General features: G+C 64.2%; 10 protein-coding genes. All 10 read right to left on the bottom strand.

Going from position 1 to position 13157, the window contains the following annotated elements; genetic code table 11:
- Positions 1-42 precede the first annotated feature (42 nt).
- The 10 genes from ACFU5V_RS40745 to ACFU5V_RS40700 all read right to left on the bottom strand — a co-directional run bounded on the left by ACFU5V_RS40745 (position 43) and on the right by ACFU5V_RS40700 (position 11626).
- Complete coding sequence (locus tag ACFU5V_RS40745) at positions 43-825, bottom strand: GntR family transcriptional regulator (protein WP_378706816.1); 783 nt, start codon at positions 823-825, stop codon at positions 43-45.
- Positions 815-1159, bottom strand: coding sequence for a cupin domain-containing protein (locus tag ACFU5V_RS40740; protein ID WP_378706814.1), 345 nt, complete (start codon positions 1157-1159; stop codon positions 815-817). The genes ACFU5V_RS40745 and ACFU5V_RS40740 overlap by 11 nt, the downstream gene beginning before the upstream one ends.
- Positions 1156-2862, bottom strand: a complete 1707-nt coding sequence (locus tag ACFU5V_RS40735) for a glycerol-3-phosphate dehydrogenase/oxidase (protein WP_378706812.1) — start codon at positions 2860-2862, stop codon at positions 1156-1158. The genes ACFU5V_RS40740 and ACFU5V_RS40735 overlap by 4 nt, the downstream gene beginning before the upstream one ends.
- A 295-nt stretch (positions 2863-3157) precedes the next feature.
- Entirely contained in the window at positions 3158-4096 is a 939-nt protein-coding gene (locus tag ACFU5V_RS40730) for a DMT family transporter (RefSeq protein ID WP_378706810.1), read from the bottom strand.
- A complete protein-coding gene (locus ACFU5V_RS40725) occupies positions 4074-4682 on the bottom strand; it encodes an NAD(P)H-dependent oxidoreductase (protein WP_378706808.1) in 609 nt (202 codons plus the stop codon). The genes ACFU5V_RS40730 and ACFU5V_RS40725 overlap by 23 nt, the downstream gene beginning before the upstream one ends.
- Before the next feature lie 118 nt (positions 4683-4800).
- Positions 4801-6330 (bottom strand): FGGY-family carbohydrate kinase, encoded by a 1530-nt coding sequence (locus tag ACFU5V_RS40720; protein ID WP_378706806.1) that lies wholly within the window; start codon positions 6328-6330, stop codon positions 4801-4803.
- Positions 6327-7019 carry a hypothetical protein gene (locus tag ACFU5V_RS40715; RefSeq protein WP_378706804.1) on the bottom strand — a complete coding sequence of 231 codons (693 nt, stop codon included), beginning with the start codon at positions 7017-7019 and terminating at the stop codon, positions 6327-6329. The genes ACFU5V_RS40720 and ACFU5V_RS40715 overlap by 4 nt, the downstream gene beginning before the upstream one ends.
- Positions 7020-7535: 516 nt before the next feature.
- Positions 7536-8999: a protoporphyrinogen/coproporphyrinogen oxidase gene (locus ACFU5V_RS40710; protein WP_378706802.1), complete on the bottom strand. Its 1464-nt coding sequence runs from the start codon at positions 8997-8999 to the stop codon at positions 7536-7538.
- A gap of 139 nt (positions 9000-9138) precedes the next feature.
- Positions 9139-10470 carry a hypothetical protein gene (locus ACFU5V_RS40705; protein ID WP_378706800.1) on the bottom strand — a complete coding sequence of 444 codons (1332 nt, stop codon included), beginning with the start codon at positions 10468-10470 and terminating at the stop codon, positions 9139-9141.
- Positions 10471-10732: 262 nt separating this feature from the next.
- The gene (locus ACFU5V_RS40700; protein WP_378706798.1) at positions 10733-11626 is read right to left on the bottom strand and encodes a dihydrodipicolinate synthase family protein; all 894 of its coding nucleotides are present in this window, start codon (positions 11624-11626) and stop codon (positions 10733-10735) included.
- Between the last annotated feature and the right edge of the window lie 1531 nt (positions 11627-13157).

The raw sequence follows: 13157 nt of genomic DNA, 5'->3' as shown, positions 1-13157 counted from the left end.
AGCGGTCCCACCGGGTTGAAGTTGATGCAACGCTCTTCTTGCCTATCTGGATTGGCCCTTCGCCGGACCCTGCCTGACCAACTGGAAGTCGAAGGCGCTGGCGAGGTGCTGCTCGACGGAGTAGGAGACTGGTCGCTCATCGGCGTCGTAGTCGACTTGTTTGATCATCAGGCACAACTCATCGGGTGACACACCGAAAACCGGGGCAAGCTCGGTGCCCACCGTGGCGGGTTCGATGGTGGCGACGCCGAAGGTGACCTCGACACCGCACACAGTCGACAGGAACGAATACAGCGACGCTCCGACGCTGACCGGGTCCGGTGGCAGCAATTCCACGGAAAAATAGTCGTGCTCGACGGTGACGGGTGTTCCGTCGGAGGTCCGGACGCGGTACAGATCCACGACTGCTGCTCCAGGTTCCAAACCGAGACGGCGTGCCACCTCTTCGCTTGCCGAACCTTGGCGCCAAGACATCTCAGCGATCCCGGGCGTGTGTCCGCCGGAGCTGATGAGTTGGTCGGCGCCGACGTTGTGATGAAGGCTGCTGACCAGCGGGCGAACAGAGTTCACGTACGTTCCCGAGCCGTGTCGTCGGTCGACGAGCCCCTCGTTCTGAAGCTGTGCGAGCGCGGCGCGCACACTGACTCTGCTGACGCCGAGTTCTTCGGCGAGCGCGGGCTCGGACGGGAGGCGATCGCCGGCCCTCCATTTCTCCTCGCTGAGCAGTTGGCGCAGCGCCTGCAGCGCGCGATTCGTCGCGCTAGGCCGGCGGGAGGATTGCTCGGAGTTCCGTGCTTGGGGAGATGCTATCTCGCTATGCAACATTTTCGCCTGGGCCTCCTGCCCACACCATCAGCACCGGTTCAGTGCCGCGGTTGTGGATTCGATGGGGAATGGTCGGCGGGATAGCGAGGGTGTCGCCCGCGCGCAGGGGGTACTCGTTCTCACCGTCATCGATGATGCCCTCGCCCGCCACGCAGTAGAAGATCTCCCAGGAGTCGGCGTGCCCCGGGTCGACAGCTCCGGTCTCTCCCGGCTGTACCAGCGAGCTGCCGAACCAGAGGTCGTCGTTGCGCAGGTACTCACGGCACAGCTCTGGTCCTTCATAGAAGACCTTGGCATCTGACTCTCGGACGATGGTCGGCTTCGTCATTGTCATTGATTGATCCGTTCTCCTGTGAATGGGTCTACTCCGTGCGCGGTGGTCTCGGGCGGGCCGATCGTGGGTAGCGGCGAGTCGTTCCCGGCGATGAGCTCGTACCGGTGCAGTTCTCGATCGGCGTCCGTGTTCGACCAGCCCAGCGCCTCACCCATGAGGGCAGTGACCCGGGGGAGGGCTTCGCGGCCACGGTCGGCGGTCTGGATCGCGATTCTCGTTCGGCGGTCGAGCACATCGTCAAGGTGCAGCGCACCCTCATGGGTGCACGCGTACACGATCTCCGCCGCCAGAGTGCCAGTACCGCCGGGGATTTCCTCCCGCAACTCGGGGCGAGTTTCCATCAGGTCGAGGAGCTCGGAGGCGCAGGAGCCGTAGCGCCGCGACAGCCGCTCGAGCCCGGCCGGGCCCAGCCCCAGCGACTCCGCCCTCCGTCGCCGTGCCGACCGTTGGGCGTCGAACCCCTCTGCTCCAAGCAACGGCGTGCGATCGGTGGTGGACGCGGGAATGGCGAGGTCACCGAGCGCGGTTGCCGCGGCGTCGATCAGCTGCGCGGCCATGACGCGGTACGTCGTGAACTTGCCGCCGGTGATCATCGACATCCCCGGCACCGGCGACGTGATCGCGTGCTCACGGCTGAGCCGGACGGTATCGACGTCCGGGTCCGCCGCGACCAACGGACGCAGGCCGGCGAAGACGCCGAGGACGTCGGCCGCCGACACCGGCGTGGCCAGGACACTGTTCAGGCGTTCGAGGAGGACCGCGACATCGGCGCGATCGGCCGCGACGCCCGCCGCGTCAGCGCTCCGCCACTCGGTGTCGGTGTCGCCCACGAGCCAGAAGCCCTGCCACGGAATGACGAACAGGAGTCCCGTGGTCGTGCGTGCGAGCAGACCGGTGTCCATCTCGATCGCCGACTTCGGCAGGACGATATGGACACCCTTCGACAAGCGCAGCCCGGGTCGCGCCGACGAGTCGGACGGCACGAGGTCGCCGGTCCATGGGCCCGCAGCGGTGACGATGTGCCGTGCGCGGATGGCGATGCCCTCACCGGTCTCGAGGTCGGTGCATCGGACTCCGACGGCTCGCCCGTCCTCGATCGTGACGTCGTCGGCGCGGATTCTCGTGGCGATCAGCGCCCCGTGCGCCCTCGCGGTGCGCGCCACCGTCATGGTGTATCTCGCGTCGTCAGTCTGAACGTCGTGGAACTGGATGCCCCCGATGTAGCCGCCGGGGCGGAGCGCGGCAGCGACCCGCGCCACTCCGCTCCGGGACAGATGCCGACCTGCAGGGACATGCCGGGCGCCACCGAGGCGGTCGTACAGTGCAATGCCCGCGCCGAGGTACAGCCGCTCCCACCCACGATGCCGGAGGGGCAGCAGGAACGGCACGGGTGTGACGAGGTGGGGGGCGATCCGTCGCAGCAGCAGCCCCCGCTCGTGGAGCGCTTCGCGCACGAGCCGGAAGTTCAACTGCTCCAAGTATCGCAGGCCACCGTGGATGAGCTTGCTGGACTTGCTGGACGTGCCCGATGCCAGGTCCGCCTGCTCGATCAGACCCACCGTGAGCCCGCGAAGTGCGGCGTCGAGTGCCGCGCCCGCGCCTGTGATGCCGCCGCCGACAATGAGCACGTCGAGTTCCTGGCGCCGCATCAGCTCGATCGATTCGCGGCGCTGGGCTGCACTCAATCGATTCGTCGCTGACATGTCTGACATGCTGCCACTTCTGCATACAACTTTCAAGCACAATCGCCGCTTGCCGATGCGAGGCCGAGCTGGGGACGCACCCTCACGGTGGCGCGTCGGCGTGGCGGGAACGCCGATACCTTCACCACACCTCACCTCGGCCTTCTCTGCAACGGACGCCCAGCGGACCAGTGGAGCCCGGCGCCGCCCGGTGACGGCGGGGGCCGTCGAGGCATACGAGATCACGGCCGAAAACACGAACATGATCAGGCCGACATGTCGGTCTCGCGACACATCGAGGTACCGGAACCGCCGCCTACACCGACTTGCTCGAGGAATCGAGGAAGACCATCGCTACGCCGGCGGCGACGACAACGAAGCCGATGAGCGTCACGGCGGCGATGGTGTCCCCGAACATCAGCCATGCCCACACTGTTGCGGTGGGCGGTGTCAAATAGATGAGCGTGCCGACTCGGGTTGCGCTCGTGCGGCGCAGCAGGATCCAGTACAACGAGTAGCCACCGGCAATGGAGAACACCACGTACCACGCGACCGTGGTCCAGAAGACGCTGTCAGACAGGTGCGGCCCGACGAACTGCCCGGCGAGTACCGCAATCGCGACAAACACGATCGCGCCGACGAGGAACTGGATGCTGAGCCGCTCGACGACGGGAAGTTGGCTCGGCCGTCGGGCCTCGATCAAGGTGGCAGCGACCAGGGCGAGCATGCCGAAAAACGGCAACAGGTAGGCCCACGCGGGCGCGGTTCCTCCGCCGAAGTCGCCGCTGACCGCGAGAGCAACGCCGGCGAGACCGACGCCTAGTCCCATCCACTCCTGTTGTTTCACGGTCTCCTTGAGGACAAGGGATGCGAACGCACCGGTCATCATCGGCTGCAGTGCCGCAATGACCGCTCCGGTACCGACGCCCACGCCGTACTCGACGGCGGCCACCGCACCCCATGTGTACATCACCTGAGTGAGGAGGCCAACGAGGACCTGCTGCCGCCAGCCGACGGGCAACCGTCGCCGGCTGCCGGGTTTGGGGGCGGTGGTGATGAGCAGGACGATCACGGCGACAGGGCACAGCACCACCATCCGCCAGGACAACAGGTTCAGTGTGGTGGCGCTCTGAGTTCCGAGCCGGGAACCGATCCACCCCGAGCTCCACGCAAGAACGAAGGCAACCGACAACCCGGCGATCACCCAGGAACCGGTACGCCGGGAGGTCTGCTCAGCAGCTGGCGGCGCGGTCATACTGCTCCGCTGGATCCAGGCTCTGCAGGATGTCGTTCGCGGCGGCGTCCACGAAGTCAGCGCGGTCGGACACGTCACCTTCGGACCCGTGCAGGATGCGCGATGACGTCACCGGAGCAGAGCAGTACCCGAAGGTGCCCTCGTTGATCGAGGTGTGCATGGCGTCGAGGAACCCGCGGCTCTCGTAGCGGTCGAGGCCGCTCGCGCCGAGCCCGATGAGATGAATCTTCTTGCCGAGCAGAGCTGTTCCTTCGGGTCCCCACGCCCAGCCGATGCTGAACACGCGCTCGATCCAGCCCTTGAGGAGGGAGGGGATGCCCCACCAGTAGATGGGATAGACGAACACGATGGCGTCGGCTCGACTGATGCGGTCCTGTTCTCGCTTCACGTCGTCGGGCACGGGCGCCTCGCGGCGGTAGGCCTGAACGTCCCCCAGTGTGAACGCCGGCGCGAAGCCCTCGGCGCTCAGGTCCGCTACCTCCACGGAGTGCGCGGACGACAGCCGTGCGGTGATGTCGCGTGCGACAGACGTAGTCAGCGATTCCGAGTCAGGGTGAGTGAGGACAACGAGAACATGCATAGTCATCGCCTTTCCATCGGGGTCGGGTCGGGGCTCCTTCGGTTGAGGGAGCCCGAGAAGGGGCTTGGAGCTGGCCGAGGAGCGGCGTTGTGCCGCCGACAACGCCGCTCCTCGCGTAGGCCGCCTACTGCTGCTGGTCCAGCCGGAACAGTGGCGTAACCGCTTGCTGCAGTGCCGCGTAACGCGCGAAGAGTCGGTCGTAGACGTCGGCATGGTCCGTGTTCGGTTTGAACTCGCGGTCGTACTGCATCGACGACCGCGCGACGTCGACGACCGATTCACAGAGCCCCGCGGCGCCACCGGCAAGGATCGCTGCGCCGCGGGATCCCGCCGATTCCGTCGCGAGCAGTGTCCGGATCGGCAGGTGGGTCGTATCCGCCTTGATCTGGCACCATGCGTCCGACTTCGACCCGCCGGAGAGCGAGATGATCTCCTCCACTTCGACGCCGAGCCGGGAAGCGGCCTCGATCATGCGGCGCAAGACGATCGCAACGCCCTCCATGATCCCGCGTGCGACGTGCTGCTTGGTGTGGGCCAGGGTGAGGCCGAAGATGACCCCACGCGCATACGCGTCGGTGTCCGGCGGGCCCGCGCTCTGCAGGTGCGGCAACACGATGAGATCGTCGGCGCCCGGCTTGACCTGGTTGACTTCGAAATCGATGAGCGTGTAGGCGCTGTTGCCGCAGAGCTCTGCCACCTTGAGCTCATCGGCGCAGAACTGGTCCCGGTACCAGCGCATGACCATGCCGCCGGTCGAGAACATGTGCACCATGTACTGTCCGGGGATCGCTGCGGGGAAGCAGGGAACCTCCCCGGACGGGTCGACCACGATGTCCTCGGTGATCGTGACGGTCGCCAGCGCGGAGCCTGTGCTCTCCGAGAAGATGCCCGGGATCGCATTGCCGACCCCGAGGGCGCCGCACGCCTGGTCGAGCGCTCCGACGGAAACCGGCACGCCCTCGGGAAGCCCCAGCTCGGCAGCTGCCGCTGCCGTGAGGGTTCCGACGATTTCGCCTTGGTGCGCGATCTGGGGGAGCTGTTGCTCGGTGATGCCCAGATACTCCAACATGTCCGGCCAGTATCGGCGCTGTTTGATGTCGAACAGCATCGTGGTGCAGAGCAGAGAGTCTTCGCTGGCCAGCGTGCCGGTGAGTCGCTGGACGAGGTAGTCCTTCAGCAGCGCGAACTTTGCCGTGCGTTCGAAGGTTTCCGGTTCGTTCTTCCGCAGCCACAGGATCTTCGAGGCCGGCCAGATGGCGTCCATGCCCACCTGCCCGGTCACCTCCTGCAGTGTCGGACGCGTGAAATGCTGTTCGATCTCCTCTGCCTCGGCGGTGGCGCGGTTGTCCATCCAGACGATGGCCCGCCGTAGCGGCTTGGCGTGCTCGTCCAGGCACAGGAAGGTCTCTCCCTGGCAGGAAAGTCCGATCGCGCGGATCTCGCTCCCACTCACTCCGGACGAAGCAATGGCTCGTCCGACCGCGAGCGCGAACGTCGAGGTGTAGGTATCGACCTCGAGTTCGACATGTCCCGCCGCGGCGGTCAGGAGGGAGTATTCCTCAGCGTGGCTTCCGATTTCGACGCCGTGCGTGTCGAAGATCGCGGCTTTGATCGCGCTCGTTCCGACGTCGATCCCCAACAGGTAGTCGGTCACGACACACCTGCTCTCAGATCTTGCAGCGTGTCGACGACGAACTGCAGGTTCTCCTTGAACGATCCGCCCGGGACGAATCGACTCTCGAACAGTGCACCACCCATGGTGAATCCCAGGGGGCCGATCTCCTCGATGATCTGCACCTGCTCCACACTACTGATGCTGCCGGCGATGATGACACGTTCGCCGCCGACCTTGGCTACCAGCTCTTTCGCCAGCGTCACCGGGTCTGCGGTGACCGCCCGATATGCGGTCAAGTCGACGCCGTCGGTTCCGGCGTCGAGCACGCGCTGCGCGTCGTCGACAATCTCTTCGATGCTGCCGGTGAGCGCGATCTGCTCGCCACTGACTTCGCCACAGAAGGGGAAGTACTTCAGTCCGGCCTCTCGCGCGAACGCCTGGACAGCAGGGGAAAAGCGGGTTCCAGTGAAGTACTCGATGCCGCAGTCGCTCGCGAGACGGGCCGCCTCGAGCGCCTTGGCCTCCTCGAACTGCACCACCTCGAGAACGGGGGTCTTGCCCGCCGCGCGGAACTCCGCGACAAGTTTCACCATGTCCGGTTTCGAGAGGCCGACATCCTTGAATCCCCAGAAGGTCACCGGAAGGTGAGCGCACTCCAGGAAGAGTTCTAGAGCATTGGGGACCGTCACGTCATGGTTGGTGAGCATGACTATGAGTTCTGACTTCATACTGGATCCGATCTGGATTGCTGTAATGGGTGTTGGTCGGTGAAACTCGCGCGATTCCGCAGGAGGCGGCCGTAGCGATTTTCAGGAATCGCCTGAACTGCAGCAGGGTCGATCCGACCTCCTGGTCAGGTCTTCAGAAGGTCGAATCGGACGGCGATGTCCTCGCCGCCTTCGTGGGTCGCGTAAGAGCTGCTCCGTGCAGTCCTCGACTGCACGGAGCAGCGGTCGGGGCGACGATCAGCGGGGTTCGCGGCCGCGCTGGAGGTGGGTTACCGGTTCGCAGCCGGCACCGTCGGTGGGACCCGCACCCTCGCCGCCACCATCGTCACCGGACAAGCCCTGCCGATCGCCCGGCCGCCGCCAGCTACAGCGATGCCACCGCCGAAGGTCTCGATCGTCTCGCCCGGCGCGTCGGCCAGGGGTACTGCAACGGTCGAGACCGACGCGGTCGGCTTGCCGGGTTCGGCACCCGCCCGCAACGAGGGAAATCACCTGCGTTGGTCGGGCGGGCAGTGCTCAATCGATCGGAAGAGCCGCAAGCGGAGCACTATCCCGCTTGGACTTGGAATCAGATGCTTGCGTCTGCAGCGCGGCGCGGGCAGATACATTCGGCACCCGACGGGCCTGGTGCTCGGTGCCGAGCAGACTCAGGATGTTCTGGCCTGCCTGCAGGCCGGTCGCGATGGACGTTTCGGTCGCGAGCGAGCCGAGGTAGTCTCCCGCGAGGAACACGCGACTGGCGCCGCGCATCAGCGTTTGCTGGATCTTGCCGCGGCCCGGGAAGCAGTACGGTGAGCCCTCGGCCCAGCGCGACACCCCGGCATCGACCACGGTGTCGGTGAAGCCATGACCCAGAACCTCGTGCAGGTCCGCCTGGTGGATCGCGGCGACCTCTGCATCGCTCTTGTCCCACAGAGCGCGTCCCTTGTCGCCGGGTGAGAACACCATGAAGCTGCCGCCGGGTTGGCGTTCCTTCTCGCTACCGCGGATGATGCTCGAATTGTTCGTGGCGATCGAGAAGGAGGCCTTCGGTGCCGCGATGCAGTAGACGCCGTCCCAGGGGCGTGGTTCGGTCTCGTTGGTCAGGAACGAGCTGACCACGTGGGGGCCGTACTTGATCTGGCCGAGTGCGTCTCGCAGATCGGCGGGCAAGTCCACCCCGACACGGTGAGCCACACTCGCGGTGGGAGCAAGCACCACGGTGCGTGCCTCCACCTCCCGATCGGTGCCGTCCTGGCGGTAGCGCACCAGCACGGAATCCTTCTTGTTCACGACTTCCTGAACCTCGGCGCCGAGTTGAACGCGGTCACCGAGGGACGCCGCGATCGACTGGGTGAGGGTCGACGGACCGCCGACGATGTACCGGTAGAGACCTGCACCGCCCCCCAAGACCATGTTGAAGTAGCCGATGCCCTGGCCTGCTGAAATCTCGTCCAGACCGCCGCAGACACGGGTCACCGTGACCTCGAACAGCGCCTCGGCATCGGGTGGCACATTCTTGCCGATGAAATCGCGGAACGTGCGGTTGTTCTCGAAGTCGAAGATCCGCTGCTGGCGCACCGCAGGCGACTCACCCGGACGCGGGCGCACCACCTTGAGGTACTTGAACACCAGCGAGGACAGGATCTTCGCGCCGACCGCGAACGTCCCCACCCGCGCCGACGTCGACATCGGGATTCGCAGTGGATACGTCGCCAGCGAACCCTTGGTGAGGAGCTTGCCGTTCATCGACATGCCGGTCAGCAAACCGGGAATCTCGACGGTGTTGATACCCACTTCGTTGAACAACGAGTCCGAGGCCGAGCCCGGGCCGGCGTACATATGCCCGCCCCAGTTCATCCAGTAGTCGCCGCGCCGTTCCGAGCGGACCCGTCCGCCGATGCGATCGGTGCTCTCCAACACGAGGTTGTCGTAGTAGCGTGTTCGCCACGCTGCCGAAAGGCCGGCGAGACCACCCCCGACAATGACCACGTCTTTCATGTGCTTGCTCTTTCTGTACTAAACGTATGTTTCTTTACACGTGCTGGCGAGGATTCACCGTGGGGCACTCGTCGCGAGCGATTCATGTCGGATTCTCGACGTGGAGACCGTGGCCCTCATGGGGATTCGCCCCGTAGTGCTAGCGAATTCGCAGAGTGCTGACCTGCAGGTAATCGCAGACAATCTGAATGAGCTCGGCGTAGTCGCCTTCCTTGATGAGCCAGTGATGGCCGATGCCTTCACGAACCATCGTGTCCATGACCTTGCTGGGCTTTTCGGTGAAGCGCAGCTTGGCGAACAGCCGGGTGCCGGCGGCTTCCCACTCCTCTTGGCTTGCTTCGAGTGTCGATGCGTTGGCCACCAGCATCTTGTAGTCGCCGTCGGCACCGACCAAGCTGCAGACCGTGGCCTTCTCCAGCGGCTTGACGATGAAGCACACCTGGGTAGCGTCGCCCATCTGCTCGACGCGCACCTGGCTGACGTCCTCGGCGTAGGCAGTCGCGGTGCTTCCCTCGTGAGCGAAATTGAAGTGGTCGTTCTCGTCGTCGTAACTTCCCGTCTCCGCCAGGATCGTTGCGACGGCTACCTCGTCACCGGAAGCTGCCGTGTTGAGGATGTGCTGAACCACGGCGCCGCCGATGTCGCCCTCGGTCTCGACGACAAGTCCCTCGTCGCCCAACCAGGAGGCTGCCAGGTTCAGCAGGCCCGAGTACCTCGGGAAGCACTCGCCGACCACCACGTCCAGGTTGTACTTCGCGACTAGCGCCTTCGTGCCGAGATACACCTTGGCCGAGTAGAGCAGTGTTTCATCACTCGCATTGACCTTGCCCGTGCGCGAAGCCAAGTCCTGCAGAACACTTCTGGCCTCGTCGTCGGAAACTGTCCCGGCGAAATCGGTGATCTCCTCCATTTCGACATGGATGATGGTGCTTCCGAATTTCTTCGAGAACTGCCACTCCTCGTTCACCATGTCCATCGCACCTGCGATCCGCCAGTAGTTGCGGGGACCGACGAGGGCAACGCGTGCGTTCGCGAGTGTGTCGATGACGCGCCCGGCCTTGGCAACCAGGACGGCCTTGTCGATAGCGGCCTGGTCGGTGGGCAGTCCGTACACGTACTGGAACGGAATGTTCTGGATCTTGAGAACGGACGTGAAATGCTGAACGCACGCCATCGAGAACGTGTCGGCGTACGGGGTGGCCCAGTACAGGGTCGGCAGACCCAGTTGCTGCGCGAACAGGTACTTGAGCGAGTCGGACTGCCAGGTCACGTCGACGATGGCGAGGGAGGTGATCCCCGAGTTCTTCAGCTGATCGCAGACCTGGAGGGCGTCCGCGGCGTTCTCCACGATCAGTTTGCCCACAACCAGGTCGATGCCGGCATCGGTCAGCGATTTGGCGGTGGCCGCAAGCAAGTCGTCGCTCCGCTCGCCGCCGAGCTCGAGTTTGCTGGCGAGTGCTACAAGCCCCATTTTTGGTGCCACTGTGATCATTCCTTCACGTACCGCATTGATGTTCTTGCGTGGGTCTACTTGGGTTTTCGTCGCCTCGCCGGGATGCGTGGGAGATCTCAGGCGAGTCGGCTGGTGTACGCCGGTTCCGGTGACTTCCGGCCGACCCGGATCAGCGAGTCTGTTGCTTGCGGGGGAGGGATCGCGCCGCCTGCGATGACGCCGTGGCGCGATCCCCGCCTGCTACTTCAACGAGATGGCCGAGCTCATCGAACCGAGTACGCTATTCGATTCCTGCGAAATCGAAGACTGCGTCGACTGCGGCCTTTTCTTCTGCCGTCAGATCGAGCCGAGGACGACGCACCGAGCCCACATCGATACCCCGGTACTTCGTGACGATGTACTTGATGGTGGCCGGGACCTTCTCGGCGTTCTCCATGAGATCGAAGACCGGCAGGTACTGCGCGTAGTGCTTCTTCGCAAACTCCCAATCACCGGACATCGCTGCGTCGTAGAGCCTCAGGGCGGTCTTCGGCGCGAAGTTGACGGAGAGGCAGACCCATGCCTTGGCGCCCATCATGAAGCTCTCGAGAGCCATGTTCTCGTCGCCACAGAAGACATTCACGTCGTCGGGTGCGTCGATCAGGGCTTCCGTCGTGCGGTGGATATCAGCCGTCGACTCCTTGAACGCCTTAGCCGCGGGCAGCTTGAACAGTTCCTGGAGTGATTCCCTGGTCAGGTTCACGCCAGAGTTCCAGGGGTTGTTGTAGAGCATGATGGGCAGCGTGGTGTGCTCCGCGATGTAGCGGTAGTTCTCGACGATCTCGGTCTGATTGGGGTTCGAGTAGAACGGCGGCAACAGCATGCCGATATCGAGGCCGGCGGCCTGATCGTGGTTCATCAGTTCGATGACATCGTCCGGCCGTTCGCGCCCTACGCCCGCGGCGACGGTGAGTCCCTTCTCCTTCAGGTAAGGGACCATCTCCGAGATGTAGTACTTGTGCTCGTCGTTGGTCAAGCTCTGGTACTCACCCGTGGCACCCAGAACGATCGCGTTCTTGATGCCCTGCTCGACGAGCCAGTCCGCGTGCTCCTTCGCGGCCTCGAGGCGGAAAGAGCCATCTTCGTTGAACGGGGTGACCAGGACGGGGTAAACCCCTACAAATTTGTCGTTCACTCTCGTTGCCTTTCTTGGATATTACCGATGAGTCAGTTCTGACGTGGATCGAGCCGGCATCGGCGGAAATCGAGTTTGGACGGCCTCTCTGCTGCCACCCGTACCTCCACGTTCGCCGGGGAAGTCGTGGCACCAGCCAGGTGCTCTCACCGGCTCACTGAGTGCTCGTTCTGGGTCCATCGCAAACTGGACCCGGGCCGAGGTTCCTACTGCTTGTCCATGGAACAGCGACCGATCGCTCTTGGCGCGCACAGAGCTACTACTGCCATCTGTTGCGATGACCGCGCCCGGTCCTTGCTCCAGCAATCGATCCTGCTGCGCCTTGGGGCAAGCTGCGCCGTGACCCCTGCGAGGGGTGCCGGCACTGAGCGTTCGGGTCGATGATTCCAAGAGGAGTCCTCTCTGGGCCGTTGCGAGCGATCCGAGGGCCGAGGTACACCAAGTCGTTCGCCGTGTGCGCAAGTTGTAGGACAACAACCTGTAGGACGACTGTCACACATCGGAAAGAGGCTGTCAAGGGGCGGCTTGTCGGCACGAAACCGCGATCAGGTCGGGGCTCGAAGAGAGCGACGGCGCTGAGGCTTGGCTCCCGGTGAGCACCTAGCGGTGTGGCAGACGTCCAGACAGGAGTTTGCGCCGCGTATTGGCGAGCCGAAAACGGTGATGAGCTGCGAACCCGCAGGAAAATCGGGGTGACCACACGAACCGCGCTCGGTGCCTCGTCTGACGGCTCGCCACGGTGGTCCTGTCGTGTCAGCGGCGATGCCTTCCTTCCGCAGGCGGACGAAGCGGACGCTGGGCCATATTCACGACGGGCCAGCAACGCATGAACGGCTGGCCATACGAGGTCGCAGAGATCTGAGACCGACGAATGCCGAACGAGGACGCAGCGGTCTAACGCCGAAGGAATGCCGAGCTCCTGGGGGTCAGGACACGCTCCATCCCGTGGGGGCTCGGCAAGGTCGCTGCGTGAGCTGATGACCTGCTGGTTTCGGATCGTCGTATGCCGCGATCGGGTGCGAAGCGAGGAGGGCAGGTCTGGTCCGATGTGCGAGTTTCTTACACACGAACATCCCGGAACTCCGCCGCGCCCGCTGCTCTCCAATCAGCACCCGCCCTGGTCTCTGTCGACGACACCGACCCCGTGCTCGGCGAGGTGGCGTGCCCCGCCGGGCCGTACCTGAAATGCGGAGTTCATGGGGTTGCCGGAGCGGATCCGCGGCACAGGATCGACGCAGGTCGCGTGATGCTGTGGCCGCCATGTCCATCTTGAGTCCCATCAGTCACACGGGCACCATTTTCGGGTATCGCTTTACCGATCGGCTAGATGTATGACAACCTGTGATTGTTCGGCACATCACATTCGTCGGTTGGAACCACTGACGTCATAGGAGAGACCAATGTTAGATACGCAGAAGCCGACTGAGACAGACACCTTCAAGAGACGGTTCATGATCCGGCTGTTCGTCGTGCTGGCCGGTGGCACGTTCCTGGACGGCTACATCCTGGGAATCCTCGGGCCGGTGACGGA

This window comes from Rhodococcus sp. NPDC057529 (assembly GCF_042802055.1).
Taxonomy (GTDB): domain Bacteria; phylum Actinomycetota; class Actinomycetes; order Mycobacteriales; family Mycobacteriaceae; genus Rhodococcus_F.
This window is presented reverse-complemented; position numbering and strand designations above follow the sequence as displayed.